This is a genomic window from Streptomyces sp. Je 1-79 (assembly GCF_025195125.1).
Classification (GTDB): Bacteria; Actinomycetota; Actinomycetes; order Streptomycetales; family Streptomycetaceae; genus Streptomyces.
In genome coordinates this window covers 89546-107094 of the sequence record NZ_JAMGSL010000003.1, presented here as the reverse complement: position 1 = coordinate 107094, position 17549 = coordinate 89546, and the positions used below count along the sequence as shown (strand labels likewise).

The window sequence follows — 17549 nt, the reverse complement described above, 5'->3', positions numbered from 1 at the left end:
TCAGCCGCAGAACTCGGCCTCGACGACGGTCCGGCCGTCCCCCGCCCAGTCGGCGTTGAAGTTCATGGCGAGCGAGTGCTCGCCGTCCCGGGTGACGACGGCCTCCGAGGAGGAGCCGTGGATGCCGCCGCCGTGGCCCCAGACCTCCTTGCCGCAGCTCAGCTTCTGCCGCATCAGTCCGAGGCCGTAGTGGAACTCCGGGTTCTCGGCTCCGACGGGCACGGCCCGCGTCATCTCGCGCAGCTCCGCCCTCGGCAGCAACCTCCCCTTGAGCAGGGCCCGGTAGAAGGTCTGCAGATCGTTGGAGTCGGAGATCATCTCGCCCGCCGCGTGGGCGAGGCTGGGGTTCAGTTCGGTGACGTCGTGGACCGTGGTCGCGTCCGGGTCGACGGAGAGCTTCGAGTACGCCCGTGAACTCGGCTTCGGCATCGTCACGGTGGTGCCGGGCACGCTGGTGGCGCGCAGCTTCAGCGGCTTGATGATCCGCCGCTCGACCTCCTTGCCGTACGGGCGGCCGGTCACCTTCTCTATGACCATGCCCGCCAGGACGTAGTTGGTGTTGGAGTAGTTCCAGGCGGTGCCGGGAGCGAAGTCCGGCTCGTGGGTCATCGCGATCGCGACGAGCTGCTCGGGGGTCCAGGTGGCGTAGCGGTTCTGGAGGAATTCCGGACCGAAGACCTTCTGCTGGAAGCCGGGGTCGGAGGTGACGCTGTAGACGCCGCTGGTGTGGTTGAGGAGCTGGCGGACGGTGATCTTCCGGCCGTCGTGGCCGTTGCCACGGACCACGCCCGGCAGCCACTTCTCGACGTGGTCGTCGAGGTCGAGGCGGTCCTCGGCCTGGAGCTGGAGGAGGACGGTGGCCACGAAGGTCTTGGTGATCGAGCCGACCCGGTAGCGGTCCTTGCCTCCGCGCTCACCGGCCGTCCCGGTCCAGCTCGTGCGACCGGACCGGGCCTGGGCGACGGCGCCCGGCACACCCTCCCCGACCGCCGCGTCGAGAGCCCGCTGGGTGGCGGTGTGGTCCGGCTTCCCCGGCGCGGTGGCCGCGACGGCGGGCGTGGCGAGCGCTCCGGCGGTGAGGGCGACCACGGCGGTGGCGGCGAGGACGGTGCGGGCGGTGCGTACGGATGTCATGCGGGTTCCCCCGTCGGTGTCGTGAACTGCGGTCACGGGAGGGGACTCGACGGCGGGCGGGGCGGTTGAGCGCGGCCGCTCCGGTTGAGCGGATTTCAGCCGTTCGCGGGGTGGGAGAGGTGGGAGCGGCCGACGGGCGGACGTTCGCGCCACAACTGCAGTCCGATGTCGACGAGTTCGACACGGGTGAGGTCCGGTACGGAGGCGAGCGGATGCCAGGCGGCGAGGTCGGTGGAGCCGCCGGTCTCGTTGCGCAGGGAGCCGCCGGTGATCCGGGACTCGTAGATGATCCGCAGGCCCTGGAAGTCCCCGGGCTGCCCGAGGCGGTTGAGCCAGCCGCGCCGGATGGAGTCGATGCCGAGCAGCGCGACGGGCTCGGTCAGATGGCCCGTCTCCTCCTCGACCTCGCGGACGACGGTGTCGACCGGTTCCTCGCCGTGGTCCATCCCGCCGCCGGGCAGGGTCCACCGCCTGACCCCGGCGCCGTCCACCCAGCGGGCGAGGAGTATCTCGTCGTCACGGACACACACGGCGTAGGCCGCCACCCTCAACTCCTTCTTCATGTGCCGAGGTTAGAACCAGGGGGCTCGATGTCATGCGGGGTCCTGGAAAGGGGCGGGTTGGCGGGTGAGTACTCGGGGTCCGACCAGCGCAGGGGGCTCGCGGACGGGGTTTCGACGGCCCGCGAGAGGCGGAAGCGGTTGACGCGGGTGCCGTCGGGGCCGTAGTCGGTGCGGGCGGTGCCGGAGAGCTGGAGCGTGGTGCCGGTCCGCCAGTCGATGAAGAGCAGGCCCGCGCGACCGTCGGACTCCAGGTTGCCGAGGGTCAGGAACATCGCGTTGCCGGGGTAGTCGAGCCAGCTCAGCTCGGTGGGGGTGTCGACGAGGACGAAGCCGGGGTTGCCGCCGCGATGGCTCGCGTCCACGCCGTCGGGGGCGGTGGTCGCGATGAAGAAGGTGTCGGCGGCCCGGACGAAGCGCTCCTGGTCGGGGGTGAGCGCGGTGCCGTGGACCGGGTCGCCGGGTTCGGTGGTGAGGTCGGGCGGGTACAGCTCGCGCTTCTGGAGGTACTTGGGGCAGTTGGAGAAGACCTGCTCGGCCTCGACGGTGAAGCCGCGGGCGCTGGGGCGGGCGATGCCGTTGAGGCGCATGCGGCGGCGGGTGCGGGGGTCGAGGGCCATCGTTCCGACGGGCGCGGGCCCGGGGGCGGGGGGTGGGGCCGCCACCGAGATGGTGTGCGGCCCGGTCGCCCGGACGAAGCCGGGGGTGCCGGTCAGGAGGGTGCTCCAGACATGCCCGTCGCCGTCCGCCGCGGCGAGCACGAGCATGGGCTGGAGTTCGAGGAAGGCGGCGGCGACGGGGCGGATGCCGGTGGTGATGGAGCGGCCGATGTGGACGGCCGCGTCGCGGACCCCGAACCTTGCTTGGACGGCGAGGGAGCCGGGGTTGTACGGGTCCATGTCCTTGGGTCCCTTCGTGGTGCCGGTCCTGGGGGTCGGGGTGCGAGACCTCGGCGCGGTGAGCGCGTTCGTGGCGTTGTGCCCACCCGTTCCGCCCCGGCGGAACGAATGCCCACGACGAGGTCGGGCTGCTAGAAGAAGCCGCAGGTGGGGGCGGACTCGTGGGGGGCTGCCAGGCCCTCGCCGCCCGTCGGGGCGAAGATCTCCAGGCGGGTGCCGTCCGGGTCGTGGAAGAAGATGCCGCCCGAGGAACCGCCCTCGGAGTGGGGGACCACGCCCTCGTAGGCGAAGTCGGTGCCGCGCTCCTTCAGGGCCGCCTCCGCCGCCTTGACCCGGTCGATCGACTCGGCCTCGAACGCGAGGTGGTGCAGGCCGGCGCGGCCGGAGTCGTACCCGCCCTCCGCCTGCTGCCAGAGCGTGACGACGAGCTTGCCCCCCTGGCCCAGGAACGCGTAGCGCCGCCCGTCCTCCTTGCCCTCGCCGAGCACCTCGAAGCCGAGGACGTTCCCGTAGAAGTCGAGCGAGCGCTCCAGATCCGTGACGTTGAGCCCGATGTGGTTGGTGACCAGCGTGCCGATCGCCGACATGGCGGTTCCCCTCTCAGCAGGATGAGTACTAACCTCTGAGATCTACATTAGAGGTTAGAGAGCAAGGATGCAACCGGTCACGTAACCTTGAGGGGTTAGTTCCACGAGGAGGGCGTCCGACATGACCGTTTCCGACCCGCGACCCCTGGTCGGCGAGCCCGTCTCCCTCGACCTGCTCAACACCCGCTGGATGCTGGACGGCGCACGCCAGGACCTGCTCACGGACACCGAGGGGCTGGCCGTCTGGCTCCACGCCAACGGGCTCGACGAGCACTTCGCCGCCGACGCGGCCACCCTCCGCCACACGCTCGCCGCCCGCGACGCACTCGCCGGCCTCGTCGACCGGCCCGGCGACCCCGCCGCCACCGCCCGCGTCGACGCCGTCCTCGGGCACGGCCGCATCCGCGCCACCCTCACCCCCGAGGGGCCGGGCGAGCGGCCCGAGTTCGCGGACACCACCTGGGGGCCGGGCTGGACGGCCGCCCGCGACTACCTCGACCTGCTGCGCGCCGCGCCCGACCGCATCCGGTCCTGCGCCCACGACGCGTGCATCCTGCATTTCTTCGACACCTCACGGAACGGCACCCGGCGGTGGTGCTCGATGGCGGTCTGCGGCAACCGCGCCAAGGCCTCGCGCCACTACGCCCGTACAAAGGACAACTAACCGGCGGTACGAGGCAGTCGACTCGCCCCGCTTGGCGGGGATACGTCCCCCCATGGCGCAACCCGTCCCGTGGCGGATGTGCGCCACGTCAGAATCCCGCCTTCGACAACTCTCCACAAACCCCTGTCACTTGCGAAAGGCTGAGCGGTCATCCGGTACCGAAATCCGGACCCTCTTCTTTCACAAACAGGGATGTAAATGACCACCCCCGAATCTCAGAGCTCCATACCCGGGCGCTCGACCCCCGGACACAGACGTGCGGCCCGTATCGCGGCCGCCGCCGGACTCGTGACCGCGCTCATCGCGGCCGGTGCTGCTCCGGTCCTGGCCGCCGACGACCCGGCGACCACTCCTCCGGTGAAGTCGGCGGGCTCCGCCGACAAGCTGGGCCCGACGGACGCCCAGCGCCTCACCGAGGCCGAGGCGACCGGCGAGAAGAACGTCACGATCCTCGTCGCCACCGCTCCCGGCGCCACCGAGCAGGTCGCCGGCCAGCTCGACGCCGTCCAGGGCGCCTCGGTCGGCCGGCAGAACGACAAGCTCGGCTACGTCCGCGCCACCATCCCGACCGCCAAGGCGGAGGCCGCCATCACGGCGGCCACCAAGCTCTCCTCCGTCCAGTCGATCGACCTCCAGGCCGAGATCAAGCTGGACGACCCGACCCCGGACGCGGGCACCACCGGCGCCGTCGAGGGCACGACCGTCTCCCGGACGTACCCGGCGCCGGACAGGAAGACCCCGGCCAAGAACCCGTACAACCCGTCCCACGAGACGGGTGCGGTCGAGTTCGTCGAGGACAACCCCCGGGCCGACGGCCGCGGCGTGACCATCGGCATCCTCGACTCCGGTGTCGACCTGGGCCACCCGGCGCTCCAGAAGACCACCACCGGCGAGCGCAAGATCGCCGACTGGGTCACCGCCACCGACCCCCTGACCGAGGGCGACGGCACCTGGCGCGCCCAGATCACCCCGGTCGCGGGCCCGGTCTTCACCGCCTCGTCGCAGTCCTGGAAGGCGCCCGCGGGCTCCTACCAGTTCAGCCGCTTCAGCGAGGCGGTCACCGCGGGCGGCGACCCGGCCGGTGACATCAACCGCGACGGCGACACCACCGACGTCTTCGGCATGCTGTACGACCCGGCCGCCGGTACCGTCCGTGTGGACACCGACCAGAACAACGACTTCACGGACAACGCGTCGATGAAGCCGTACAAGGACGGGTACCAGATCGGCTACTTCGGTACCGACAACCCGGCCACCGAGGTCGTCGAGAAGACGCCGTTCGTCGTCGAGATCCGCAAGGACGTCGCGATGGACCCGCTGGGCGGGACCTGGGTCGGCCAGAAGCGCGACTTCGTCAACATCGGTGTCGTCGAGTCCTCCCACGGCACGCACGTCGCCGGCATCACCGCCGCCAAGGGCCTCTTCGGCGGCCGGATGAACGGCGCGGCGCCCGGCGCGAAGATCGTCTCCTCGCGCGCCTGCACCTGGACCGGCGGCTGCACCAACACCGCCCTCACCGAGGGCATGACGGACCTCGTCGTCAACCGCGGCGTCGACATCGTCAACATGTCGATCGGCGGCCTGCCCGCGCAGAACGACGGCGACAACGTCCGCGCCCGTCTCTACACCCGTCTGATCGACCAGTACGGTGTGCAGCTGGTGATCTCGGCCGGCAACTCCGGCCCGGGCATCAACACGATCGGCGACCCGGGCCTGGCCGACAAGGTCGTCTCGGTCGGCGCGGCGATCTCCCAGTCGACCTGGGCCGCCAACTACGGCTCGGCCGTCACCAAGTCGTACGCGATGTTCCCCTTCTCCTCGCGCGGCCCGCGTGAGGACGGCGGCTTCACCCCGACCATCACCGGTCCGGGCTCGGCCGTGAACACCATCCCGACCTGGCAGGCCGGCGCCGGCGTGCCCGAGTCCGGCTACGCGCTCCCCGCCGGTTACGGGATGCTCAACGGCACCTCGATGTCCTCCCCGCAGGTCGCGGGCGCGAGCGCGCTGCTGCTCTCCGCCGCGAAGCAGAAGCGCATCGAGCTCTCGCCGCTGACCCTGCGCACCGCGCTCACCTCGACCGCCCACCGGATCTCCGGCGTCGCGGCCCACGAGCAGGGCTCGGGTCTGATCGACATCAACGAGGCCTGGGACTCGATCAAGGACGGCGCCACGGCGCACGAGTACAAGGTCGAGGCCCCGGTCGACACGGCGATCTTCCCGGCCCCGCACACCGGCACCGGTGTGTACGACCGTGAGGGCGGCCTCAAGGTCGGCCAGAAGAAGGTCTACGACGTCACCATCACGCGCACGACCGGTCCGAACCGGACCATCGAGCACGAGCTGGACCTGAAGTACAACGACGGAACGTTCCGGATCCTCGGTGACGACGAGGTCGACCTGCCGCTGAACAAGCCGGTCACCGTCAAGATCCAGGCCCGGCCGACCTCCGCCGGTGTGCACAGCGTGATCCTGGAGGCGGACGACGACCGCACGGAGGGCGTGGACAAGCAGATCCTCGCCACCTCGGTCGTCGCGAGCGACCTGGCCGCGCCCGGCTACGCCGTCTCGGCGTCCGGCTCGGTCCAGCGCAACAGCCACAAGTCGTACTTCGTGACCGTGCCGGAGGGCGCCAAGACCCTTGAGGTCGCCCTCGGTGGCCTGAAGGAGAAGAGCCAGACCCGGTTCATCTCGATCCACCCCTACGGCGTGGCCTTCGAGTCCACCGCGTCCAACGTGTGCTACCCGCACTACAACCCGGGCAACGGCTGCCGCGCGGACCTGCGTTCGTACAGCAACCCGACTCCGGGCGTCTGGGAGATCGAGGTCGAGGCGCGCCGCACCTCGCCCGACCTGGACAACCCGTACAAGCTGGACGTCTCGGTGCTCGGTGCCGACTTCGACCCGGCCACGCAGACCGTCGCCGAGGCGAAGGTCGGCACCCCGGCCGCCGTCGAGTGGACCGTCACCAACAAGTTCGCCGCCATCGACGGCAAGCTGCAGGGCGGCCCGCTGGGCTCGGCCAAGGTCGAGACGCCGACGATCAAGCACCACGAGCAGCAGACGAAGACCGTCACCATCGGTGAGGGTGTCGAGCGGCTCGACGTCGCGATCGGCAACACCTCGGACAAGGCCGCCGACCTCGACCTGACGGTCCTGCGCGACGGCGTGCAGGTGGGCCAGGCCGCCGACGGCGACTCGGAGGAGGCCGTCTCGCTGGTCAAGCCGGCCGCCGGTACCTACACGATCGTGATCGACGGTTACTCGGTGCAGGCCGAGGGCGGTACGACCTTCGACTACAAGGACGTGTACTACTCGGCCGCGCTCGGCAGCGTCCAGGTCGACGCGTCCAAGAGCTACCCGCTGGCCAACGGCGGAACCGCCAAGGTCGCCGCGCAGGTGCTCGTCGCCGGTGCCGCGCCCGAGGGCCGGCAGTTCTTCGGCGAGGTCCAGCTGCTGAACGCGCGCGGCACCGCCGCGGGCGCCGGCAGCGTCGTGATCGGCAAGGTCACTCCGTAACACCGCTGTACGAGTGAGGGGCGGGCGCCGGAACCGGTGCCCGCCCCTTCCCCCTCTCCGCTTCCGTCCCGGTCCTCGGACAATGGATTGGACAAGCCGGGCCAGGACATACGCATCATGGACGGCAGCAGCCTGCACAAACGTACGGAGGAGTCCCCGTGAAGGTCGGAATCGTCGGAGCCACCGGTCAGGTCGGCACAGTCATGCGCAGCATCCTGGCCGAGCGGAAGTTCCCTGTCGACGAGCTGCGGCTCTTCGCCTCCGCCCGCTCCGCCGGCACCGTCGTCGACGGGGTCACCGTCGAGGACGCCTCCACCGCCGACTACACGGGTCTGGACATCGTCCTGTTCTCCGCCGGCGGCGCGACCTCCAAGGCCCTCGCCGAGAAGGTCGCCTCCCAGGGCGCGGTCGTGATCGACAACTCCTCCGCCTGGCGCCGCGACCCCGAGGTCCCGCTGGTGGTCTCCGAGGTCAACCCGCACGCGATCAAGGACCGCCCCAAGGGCATCATCGCCAACCCGAACTGCACCACGATGGCCGCGATGCCGGTCCTCAAGCCGCTCCACCAGGAGGCCGGCCTGACCGCGCTGATCGCCACCACCTACCAGGCCGTCTCCGGCTCGGGCGTGGCCGGCGTGGCCGAGCTGCGCACCCAGGCGTGCGCCGTCGCCGAGAACGCCGACCAGCTGGCGTTCGACGGTGAGGCCGTGGAGTTCCCCGAGCCCGCCGTCTACAAGCGTCCGATCGCCTTCAACGTCGTCCCGCTGGCCGGCTCCATCGTCGACGACGGCACCTTCGAGACCGACGAGGAGCAGAAGCTCCGCAACGAGTCCCGCAAGATCCTGGAGATCCCCGGGCTGAAGGTCTCCGGCACCTGCGTCCGCGTCCCGGTCTTCTCCGGCCACTCGCTCCAGGTCAACGTGCGCTTCGAGCGTCCGATCAGCGTCGAGCGCGCCTACGAGCTGCTCAAGGACGCCGAGGGCGTCGAGCTCTCCGAGATCCCGACCCCTCTCCAGGCGGCCGGCAAGGACGTGTCGTACGTGGGCCGCATCCGGGTGGACGAGACGGTGGACAACGGACTGGCGCTCTTCCTCTCCAACGACAACCTGCGCAAGGGCGCCGCGCTCAACGCGGTGCAGATCGCGGAGCTGGTCGCGGCGGAGCTGAAGGGCTGACCTCGCTCCACGGGAGGGGCGGCCGTCCGGGAGGACGGCCGCCCCTCCGGCGTACCGCCCGGGGGGCGGCGGCGTGGCGGGTCGGACCGGCGGACCGGTGGCGTGGCGGGTCGGCGGCCGGCGGACCGGTGGCGTGGCGGGTCGGACCGGCGGAATTCGGACAACGCGTTCGAAGCCGGGCCTCCGGGTGACAGGATCCGCCCATGACCCAGTTGCCCAAGGGCGCCAACCTGCCGGTGCCCACCCAGGCCCTCCAGACCGCCGTCACCTGGCAGACCGTCCCCGGCGCCCCCGAGGTGGACCTCTCCGCGCTGCTGCTCGACGGCGGCGGACGGGTACGGGGCGACGCGGATCTCGTCTTCTACAACCACACCGAGCATCCCTCCGGCGCGGTGCGGCACCTGGGGAAGTCGGCGCCGGGCGCGCCGGGCACCGCGGCGGCGGACTGGCTGTGGCTGGATCTGGCGCGGATGGAGGCCGGGATCGAGCGCGTGGTGGTCGCCGCGTCGGCGGACGGCGGGACCTTCGGGCAGCTGCCGGGTCTGGACGTCCGGGTCACGGATCTCTCGGGCGCACCGGTCGCGTACTTCGCCATCGGGGACGCGACGACGGAGACGGCGTTCGTCTTCGGCGAGTTCTACCGGCGGGCGGGCGGCTGGAGGTTCCGTGCGGTGGGGCAGGGGTACGCCTCGGGTCTCGCCGGTCTCGCGACGGACTTCGGCATCGTGGTCGAGCCCCCGCCCGCCCCGATCCCGGGCCCGGGGTACGTCCCGCCGCCCGCTTCCCCGATCCCCGGCCCGGGGTACGGCCCCGCGCCCGCCCCGATCCCCGGCCCGGGGCACGTCCTCCCGCCCCAGCCGGTCGGAAGGCAGGGACACGGGCCCCTCGCCGCTCCCCAGGCCCCGGCCGTCGATCCCTTCTCCTCCTCCTTCCGGCCCTCCGTCCACCAGGGCCGCGGCAAGGAGACCGTGCGGTGCGACCCGGCCATCCCGCCGGGCTGGGCGCTCCTGGAGATCGAGTCGCGCCACTCGATCTCGACCACCATCGAGTCCTGCGACGCCTACGGCCGCGCCGAGGACTTCCTGCTCATGGCCTACGAGGACGACGTCCTCGCCCGCACCGTCGCCCTCGTCCCGCCGGACCGGCCGCTGACCCTGCGGGTCGAGGCGGACACCCCCTGGACCCTGCGGGTCCTCCCCCTCACCCACGCCCGTCGCTTCGACAGCCACATCGAGGGCCACGCCCACGACCTCGTCGTCTACGACGGGCCGCCCGGCGTCCTCGACTTCCTCCACCACGGCGCGTCCAACTTCACCGTCCACCAGCACACACCGCCGAGCGAGCCCGAGTACGACGCGGAGGACCAGGACCTGCTCGTCAACGAGATCGGCGAGGTCCGTGTCAGCGCCCCCGTGCCGGGTCCCGGACTGCTGCGGATCGGCGGAGACGGGCCGTGGAAATGTGCGGTGCGGCGCTGAGGTACGGCGTGGAAGGATGAGCCAAACGTCACGAAACCGAGGAGTTGACCGGGTGCCTGGCACAAACCTGACCCGTGAAGAGGCGCAGCAGCGGGCGAAGCTGCTCACCGTGGACGCGTACGAGGTCGACCTCGACCTCTCCGGTGCGCAGGAGGGCGGCACCTACCGGTCCGTCACCACCGTCCGCTTCGATTCCGCCGAGGCCGGTGCGGAGACCTTCATCGACCTCGTCGCCCCCGCCGTCCACGAGGTCGTGCTCAACGGCCACGCGCTCGACGTCGCCGCCGTGTTCCGGGACTCGCGGATCGCGCTGGCCCATCTGCGGCAGGGCCCGAACGAGCTGAAGGTCGTCGCGGACTGCGCGTACACGAACACGGGCGAGGGCCTGCACCGGTTCGTCGACCCGGTCGACGACCAGGCGTACCTCTACACCCAGTTCGAGGTGCCGGACGCCCGCCGCGTCTTCGCCTCCTTCGAGCAGCCGGACCTGAAGGCGACCTTCCAGTTCACCGTGAAGGCGCCGAGCGGCTGGACGGTGATCTCCAACTCGCCGACGCCGGAGCCCAAGGACGACCTGTGGGTCTTCGAGCCGACCCCGCGGATCTCGACGTACATCACCGCGCTGATCGTCGGCCCGTACCACTCGGTCCACTCCTCGTACGAGAAGGACGGGCAGACCGTTCCGCTCGGCATCTACTGCCGTCCGTCGCTGGCCGAGTTCCTCGACGCGGACCACATCTTCGACGTCACGCGCCAGGGCTTCGACTGGTTCCAGGAGAAGTTCGCGTACGACTACCCGTTCGCCAAGTACGACCAGCTCTTCGTGCCGGAGTTCAACGCGGGCGCGATGGAGAACGCGGGCGCGGTGACCATCCGCGACCAGTACGTCTTCCGCTCGAAGGTGACGGACGCGGCGTACGAGCGCCGGGCCGAGACGATCCTGCACGAGCTCGCGCACATGTGGTTCGGCGACCTGGTCACCATGGAGTGGTGGAACGACCTGTGGCTGAACGAGTCGTTCGCGACCTTCACCTCGGTCGCCTGCCAGGCGTCCGTGGAGGGCACCCGCTGGCCGAACGCCTGGACCACCTTCGCCAACGCGGAGAAGACCTGGGCGTACCGCCAGGACCAGCTGCCGTCCACGCACCCGATCATGGCCGAGATCAACGATCTCGAGGACGTGCTGGTCAACTTCGACGGCATCACCTACGCCAAGGGCGCCTCGGTCCTCAAGCAGCTGGTCGCGTACGTCGGCCAGGACGAGTTCTTCACGGGCGTGCAGGCGTACTTCAAGCGTCACGCCTTCGGGAACACGCGTCTGTCCGACCTGCTCGGCGCGCTGGAGGAGACCTCCGGGCGTGACCTCAAGGCCTGGTCGAAGGCGTGGCTGGAGACGGCCGGCATCAACATCCTGCGCCCGGAGATCGAGACCGACGCGAACGGTGTCATCACCTCCTTCGCCGTCAAGCAGGAGGCCCCGGCGCTGCCGGCCGGCGCCAAGGGCGAGTCGACGCTGCGGCCGCACCGGATCGCGATCGGCTTCTACGACCTGGACGCGGCCGGCAAGCTGGTCCGTACGGACCGGGTCGAGCTGGACGTCACCGCCACCGAGCTGACGAACGTGCCGCAGCTGGAGGGCAAGGCGCGTCCGGCGGTCGTGCTGCTCAACGACGACGACCTGTCGTACGCCAAGGTCCGCCTGGACGAGGTGTCGCTGAAGAACGTCACCGAGCACCTCGGCGACTTCACCGAGTCGCTGCCGCGCGCGCTGTGCTGGGCCTCCGCCTGGGACATGACCCGCGACGGCGAGCTGGCCACCCGCGACTACCTGGAGCTGGTGCTCTCGGGGATCGCCAAGGAGACCGACATCGGCGTGGTCCAGTCGCTCCAGGGGCAGGTCAAGGCCGCCCTCGACCTGTACGCGGCGCCGGAGTGGCGCGAGGCCGGGCTGACCCGCTGGACCGACGCGACGCTGGCGCACCTGCGCGCCGCCGACGCGGGCAGCGACCACCAGCTCGCCTGGGCGCGGGCCTTCGCGGCCACCGCCAGGACCCCGCAGCAGCTGGACCTGCTGGCGGCCCTCCTGGAGGGCCGCGAGTCGATCGAGGGCCTGGCCGTGGACACCGAGCTGCGCTGGGTGTTCGTGCAGCGGCTGGCGGCGACCGGCGTCTACGACGAGCCGGAGATCGCGGGCGAGCTCCAGCGCGACCCGACGGCCGCGGGCGAGCGGCACGCCGCGACCGCGCGGGCGGCGCGTCCGTCGGAGGCCGCCAAGGCCGAGGCGTGGGCGTCGGTGGTGGAGTCGGACAAGCTGGCCAACGCCGTGCAGGAGGCCGTCATCGGCGGCTTCGTGCAGACCGACCAGCGTGAGCTGCTCGCTCCGTACACGGCGAAGTACTTCGCCTCGATCAAGGGTGTCTCGGAGACCCGCAGCCACGAGATGATCCAGCAGATCGTGGTGGGCCTCTACCCGACGATCCAGGTCTCGCAGGAGACCCTGGACGCGACGGACGCCTGGATCGCGGAGAACGACCCGGCTCCGGCGCTGAGGCGTCTGGTGACGGAGTGCCGGGCGGGCGTCGAGCGCGCCCTCAGGGCACGTGCGGCGGACGCCGCCGCCGCGTGACGGCAGGCAGGTGAACGGCGAAGGGGCACCCTCCCCCACGGAGGTGCCCCTTCGCCGTGTCTGAGGTCCGCCCGGCGGGCGGGCGTCGGCGCGCGGCCGCCCGCCGGGCGGAAGCGTGTCAGCCGCCGAGCGCCCCGTAGCGGGTGCGCAGGTCGGCCGCGCCCTGCTCCGTGAGCGTGCCGTGGAGGCGCATCCGGGCGACGCCGCCGTCGGGGAAGGCGTCGAGGCGGACGTGGGTGACGACGGCCTGCGCGGGGAGCTTGAAGCGGTGCAGGGTGTCCGGCTGCAGCCTGGTCCTGGGGATGATCTCGAACCACTCGCCCGTCTCCCCGTTGCGGCCGTGGAGGGCGATCCAGCCGGCGGAGTTGCCCTTGAGGTACGCGGTGTCGATCTCGACGGCGCGTACGGCTCCCTGGGCGGCGAGGCGGAAGCGGACCCAGTCGTTGGTGCCGCGGACCCGGCGGCGGCGGTTCTCCCAGCCGTCGTCCATCTTGCGGGAGGTGCCGGGCAGGATGATCTGCGTCGGCGAGGAGTAGAACCTGTCCGAAGCGTCCTCGTACACCCCGCCGTTGAGTACGGAGATCAGGTCGAGGGTGCCGAGCAGCTCCAGCCACTCGGGGTCCGGGACGACCTCGCCGTGGACGCGCAGGCGCGCGATGCCGCCGTCGGGGTGCTGGCAGACCCGTACGTGGGTGAAGCGGCGCTCGACGTCGATCTCGAAGCCGTTGGCGGCGTGGCCGCGGACGGGGGTGGGCGGGACGAGCTCCTCCCACTTCACGTCGTCGGCGAGCAGCTGCTCGGGGCTGGGCGAGCCTTCGACGGCGGCGGCCTGGACCGACACCCGCTGCGGGTAGTTGCCGCGGAAGTGGGCGGTGTCGACGATGATGCCGCGGATCACGCCGGGAGCGCCGAGGCGGACGATCGCCCAGTCGTGGTCCTCGGGGGCGGGGAAGACGTTCTGGGCGTCGGCGCCGCGTCGGCGGCGGGTCTCCCAGCCGTCCATGATCTTGCCCTTGTGGCCGAAGTGCTCCGGGTCGAAGACGGCGCGCTCGCGGACGAGGAGGTTCTCGCGCTCGGCGAAGAACTCGTCGTTGGCGGCGACGACACCGGCGCCGAGGCGGCGGTCGGCCAGGTCGACCAGCTCGGTGAAGGGGAAGTCACCGGCGCGGTAGTCGGCGTACGGGTCGCCACCGGCGTAGGGGGCGGCGTCGTTGGCGTGCGGGTCCTGGTTCTCGTCGAAGCTCATGCCCCGACTCTGCCGGGACCGGAGCCCGCCGGTCCATCGAATGTTTTCGACAGATACTTTCAGTTCTGCTGAACGATGTGCTCGCGCCGCCTACTGGACGGTCTCCCGCTGGACGGCCGCCTGGCGGAGGGCGGCGAGCACCCGGGCCACGGCAGGGCCCTCCTCGGCCCCGCGCCGTACGGCCGCGACGACATGGCGGCGCGGCTGGTCGGCGGAGAGGACCCGCATGACGATCCCGCGCTCTCCGCGCCGCTCGGCGGAGGCCATCCGGGGCACCAGGGCGACACCCATCCCCGCCTCGACCATGGCGAGGATCGCCGTCCAGCCGGCGGCGCTGTGGGCCTGCTCGGGCACGAACCCGGCGGCCTCACAGGCGGCGGTGGTGATCTCCGACCAGGGGCCGGAGCCGCCGAAGATCCAGGGCTCGGCGGAGAGGTCGGCGAGCCGCAGGCCGGGCGCGTCGGCGAGCGGATGACCGGCGGGCAGGGCGACGTCCAGCGGGTCGGCGAGCAGGGGGACGCGGCTGAACTTGGGGTCGCGCGCGGAGGGCGCGTGGGCGGCGAGCGAGAGCGCCAGGTCCACGTCGCCGGCGCCGAGCAGTTCGTACGCCTCCGACGCCTCTGCCTCGCGGATCCGGAGGTCGAGTCCGGGGTGGGCGGTACGCAGGTGCTGCACGGCGGGGACGACGAGGGCGGGCACGGCCGTGGAGAACGCGGCCACCCGTACCTGCCCCGCCTCGCCGCGCAGATAGCCGTCCAGTTCGGCGTCGGCGCGCTCCAGCTGGGCGAAGACCGCCTCGGCGTGGCGGAGCACGAGGTGCGCGGCGTCGGTGAGCCGCACCCGGCGCCCGTGCGCCTCCAGAAGCTGGACGCCGAGCTGCCTGGCGAGGTTGGTGAGCTGCTGGGAGACGGCCGAGGGGGTCATGAGCAGGGCCTCCGCCGTGGCGGTGACGGTGCCGCGGTCGCGGAGCGTGCGGAGGATCTGGAGCTTCTTGATGTCCCACTCGGTCATGGGGCGCAACCTACCGGGCGCCCGCGTCGGCAGACGGTTCCTCATCCGCGGGCCCGGGAGCCGGCCAGCGCCACCCCGCCCAGGATCAGGGCCATGCAGGCGCCGCCCAGGAGCCCGAGCTCCTCGCCGAGAAGGGCGTACGAGAGCAGGGCCACGCAGACCGGCTGGAGGTAGTAGACGACTCCGGCGCGGGCGGCGCCGACCAGGGCGATGGCCTTGTTCCAGGCGAGGAAGGCCACGGCGGAGGAGAGGACACCGACGTAGACCAGGGGCCCGACGGTGCCGGGCGTGGGCTCGAAGCCGCCCTGGGCGGCGAGGCTGACGCCGTACGCGGGGAGCAGCATCAGCGCGCCGAGCACGAAGGTGGTGAAGAGGAAGGCCAGGCCGCCGAGTTCGGCGGGGCGGCGCTTGAGCACGGCGCTGTACGAGGCGAAGCTGACCGCCGCCGCCAGCATCCACAGGTCGCCGGTGGTGAGCCGGGTGGGGAGCGCGCCGTCGCCGACGAGAAGGAGGACACCGCCACAGGCGATCAGCATGCCGGTCACCCTGCGGGCGCCGAGCCGGGCGCCGCCGAGCCCCTCGTAGACCGCCATGAGGACCGGGGAGGCGGCCATGATCATGCCCATGTTGCCGGCGGAGGTGGTGAGTCCGGCCTGGTTGACCAGGGTGTTGTAGACGGTGACGCCGAGCAGCGCGGCGAGGGTGACGAAGCCGAGGTGACGCCGGATCAGCCGGCGCTGCCGCCAGGTCTCGCGGGCCGCGAAGGGGGCGACGGCGAGGATCGCGACGATCCAGCGCCAGAAGGCGGCCTGGACGGGCGGGACGGAGTCGTGCAGGGCGCGGGAGACGACGAAGCTGCCGGACCAGACAACCGTGGCGACGAGCGCGAGGAGCATCCCCACGCCCGCACCCCGCGCGAGGACGCGCGGGGCGGAGGCGGGCTCTGTGGTGCGGACGCGGTCCAGGAGTGCCACGGTGATCCCTTCGGTCGGTGGCTCTACCGTCGCACCGTGGAAACCTCCAGGTCCATCGAAACTTTCTCACCCTTCTGTTCAGCTGAGCTGAACGGTCGCGCCTTCTTCGCGGCGGACGTACGGGGGTTCAGCTGGCCGAACAGGGTGGCACCGAAGGCGATCGCCATGCCCGCGAGCTGCACCGGGCCGAGCGCCTGACCGAGCGCCACCCAGCCGACGACGGCGGCCGTGATCGGCGAGAGCGGGCCGAGGAGGGTCACCGAGGAGGCGCTCAGCCGCTCGATACCGCGGAACCAGAGGAAGTAGGAGATCGCGGTGTTGCCGAGGGCGAGGTAGGCGTAGCCGGCGAGGCTGGCGGAGTCCAGGGCGGGCGGAGCGCCCTCGACCAGGGCGGCGACGGGCAGGATGACCAGGCCGCCGGCGGTGAGCTGCCAGCCGGTGAGCGCCAGGGCGCCCACCCCCTCGGGCCTGCCCCAGCGCTTGGTGAGGACGACGCCGGCCGACATCGAGAGCGCCGACAGCAGGCCCGCGAGCACACCGACCAGATCGAGGGCGGCTCCCGCCTTCAGGACGACCAGGCTGACGCCGAACGCTGCGGCGACGGCGGTGAGCAGGGACCGCGGGGTGGGCCGGTCGCCGAGGAGGAGCGCGGCCAGACCGACCACGAAGAGCGGGCCGACCGAGCCGACGACCGCCGCCACACCCCCGGGCAGCCGGTAGGCGGCGAGGAAGAGCAGGGGGAAGAAGGCGCCGATGTTGAGGGCCCCCAGGACCGCGGCCTTCCACCACCAGGCGCCCTGCGGCAGCTTCCGCGTGACGGCGAGCAGCAGCAGTCCGGCGGGCAGCGCGCGCATCAGACCGGTGAAGAGCGGCCGGTCGGGCGGCAGGAACTCGGTGGTGACGAAGTAGGTGGAGCCCCAGGAGATCGGGGCGAGCGCGGTCAGGGCGACGACGGCGGCCTTGCGGGACATGGCAGGTTCCCCCCTGTTTCGGAACGGGTCCGGCTGGCTTGCTGATAAGTAGCTTACAGCTAAGCTACTTATTGGCAAGTGGCTTTCTCGTGAGCATCTTGCTCTTCAGTCACTTACTTGCCGTCGAGTCGACGGGAAAGGAGACTGGCCGTCATGGAGAGCACCGAATCCCCCGCGCACGACGCGGTCGACGCCATCGCCGACCAGTGGGCCGCCGTCCGTCCCGATCTGGACACGCTCCCGATGGCCGTCTACGGGCGGATCTACCGGCTGGCCGCGGCGATGCGCGGGCGGGTCGACAAGGCGTACGCCCCCTACGGAGGCATGTCACTCGGGGAGTTCGACGTCCTGGCCACCCTGCGCCGCTCGGGTGAGCCCTACACCCTCTCGCCGCGCGAACTCACCGCGACGCTGATGATCACCACCGGCGGGATGACGGGCCGGCTGGACAAGCTGGAGAAGGCGGGGCTGCTCAGCCGCAGCCCCGACCCGAACGACCGTCGCGGGCTGCGGGTGACGCTCAGCGAACACGGGCGCGAGCTGGTGGACCAGGCGGTGGGCGCGGGCCTGGCGCAGCAGCGGGAGGCCCTGGAGGGCGCGCTCACGCCCGAGGAGGCGGAGCAGCTGGCGGGCCTGTTGCGCAAGCTCCTGGCGACCACGGTCGTGTGAGGCCGTGTGAACGCACACGAGGGCGCCGCGGGGGGGCCG

At 71.6% G+C, this 17549-nt stretch carries 14 protein-coding genes; 6 read left to right on the top strand and 8 right to left on the bottom strand.

The genetic code is table 11. The features are described 5' to 3' along the window. From M5362_RS05875 to M5362_RS05860, 4 genes are all read right to left on the bottom strand, one after another. Positions 1 to 1134: a serine hydrolase gene (locus M5362_RS05875; RefSeq protein ID WP_260226258.1), complete on the bottom strand. Its 1134-nt coding sequence runs from the start codon at positions 1132 to 1134 to the stop codon at positions 1 to 3. 95 nt (positions 1135 to 1229) lie between these two features. Beyond that, complete coding sequence (locus tag M5362_RS05870; protein ID WP_260226257.1) at positions 1230 to 1697, bottom strand: NUDIX hydrolase; 468 nt, start codon at positions 1695 to 1697, stop codon at positions 1230 to 1232. Further along, positions 1694 to 2593, bottom strand: coding sequence for a pyridoxamine 5'-phosphate oxidase family protein (locus tag M5362_RS05865; protein WP_260226256.1), 900 nt, complete (start codon positions 2591 to 2593; stop codon positions 1694 to 1696). Before M5362_RS05865 ends, M5362_RS05870 begins: the two co-directional genes overlap by 4 nt. A 131-nt stretch (positions 2594 to 2724) precedes the next feature. Continuing rightward, the gene (locus M5362_RS05860) at positions 2725 to 3180 is read right to left on the bottom strand and encodes a VOC family protein (RefSeq protein ID WP_260226255.1); all 456 of its coding nucleotides are present in this window, start codon (positions 3178 to 3180) and stop codon (positions 2725 to 2727) included. A 121-nt stretch (positions 3181 to 3301) separates the two neighbouring features. Between M5362_RS05860 and M5362_RS05855 the strand changes: the two genes are divergently transcribed. The 5 genes from M5362_RS05855 to pepN all read left to right on the top strand — a co-directional run bounded on the left by M5362_RS05855 (position 3302) and on the right by pepN (position 12639). Then, entirely contained in the window at positions 3302 to 3844 is a 543-nt protein-coding gene (locus tag M5362_RS05855; RefSeq protein ID WP_260226254.1) for a CGNR zinc finger domain-containing protein, read from the top strand. 198 nt (positions 3845 to 4042) lie between these two features. Continuing rightward, on the top strand, positions 4043 to 7360 hold the full coding sequence (locus M5362_RS05850; RefSeq protein WP_260226253.1) for a S8 family serine peptidase: 3318 nt from the start codon (positions 4043 to 4045) through the stop codon (positions 7358 to 7360). Between the two features lie 158 nt (positions 7361 to 7518). Continuing rightward, on the top strand, positions 7519 to 8535 hold the full coding sequence (locus M5362_RS05845; protein WP_260226252.1) for an aspartate-semialdehyde dehydrogenase: 1017 nt from the start codon (positions 7519 to 7521) through the stop codon (positions 8533 to 8535). A 203-nt stretch (positions 8536 to 8738) separates the two neighbouring features. Then, a complete protein-coding gene (locus M5362_RS05840) occupies positions 8739 to 10013 on the top strand; it encodes a TerD family protein (RefSeq protein WP_260226251.1) in 1275 nt (424 codons plus the stop codon). Between the two features lie 52 nt (positions 10014 to 10065). Beyond that, complete coding sequence (gene pepN, locus M5362_RS05835) at positions 10066 to 12639, top strand: aminopeptidase N (RefSeq protein ID WP_260226250.1); 2574 nt, start codon at positions 10066 to 10068, stop codon at positions 12637 to 12639. Positions 12640 to 12757: 118 nt separating this feature from the next. On the opposite strand, the gene alc is transcribed toward pepN, so the two are convergent. The 4 genes from alc to M5362_RS05815 form a co-directional block, all read right to left on the bottom strand. Further along, positions 12758 to 13885 carry an allantoicase gene (gene alc, locus M5362_RS05830; protein WP_260226249.1) on the bottom strand — a complete coding sequence of 376 codons (1128 nt, stop codon included), beginning with the start codon at positions 13883 to 13885 and terminating at the stop codon, positions 12758 to 12760. A gap of 90 nt (positions 13886 to 13975) precedes the next feature. Continuing rightward, the gene (locus tag M5362_RS05825; protein WP_260226248.1) at positions 13976 to 14896 is read right to left on the bottom strand and encodes a LysR family transcriptional regulator; all 921 of its coding nucleotides are present in this window, start codon (positions 14894 to 14896) and stop codon (positions 13976 to 13978) included. 41 nt (positions 14897 to 14937) lie between these two features. Continuing rightward, the gene (locus tag M5362_RS05820) at positions 14938 to 15870 is read right to left on the bottom strand and encodes a DMT family transporter (RefSeq protein WP_260226247.1); all 933 of its coding nucleotides are present in this window, start codon (positions 15868 to 15870) and stop codon (positions 14938 to 14940) included. Positions 15871 to 15893: 23 nt separating this feature from the next. Continuing rightward, positions 15894 to 16841 carry an EamA family transporter gene (locus M5362_RS05815; RefSeq protein ID WP_260226246.1) on the bottom strand — a complete coding sequence of 316 codons (948 nt, stop codon included), beginning with the start codon at positions 16839 to 16841 and terminating at the stop codon, positions 15894 to 15896. A 153-nt stretch (positions 16842 to 16994) separates the two neighbouring features. On the opposite strand from M5362_RS05815, the gene M5362_RS05810 reads away from it, so the two are divergent. Next, complete coding sequence (locus M5362_RS05810) at positions 16995 to 17510, top strand: MarR family winged helix-turn-helix transcriptional regulator (RefSeq protein ID WP_260226245.1); 516 nt, start codon at positions 16995 to 16997, stop codon at positions 17508 to 17510. Positions 17511 to 17549: the final 39 nt, after the last annotated feature.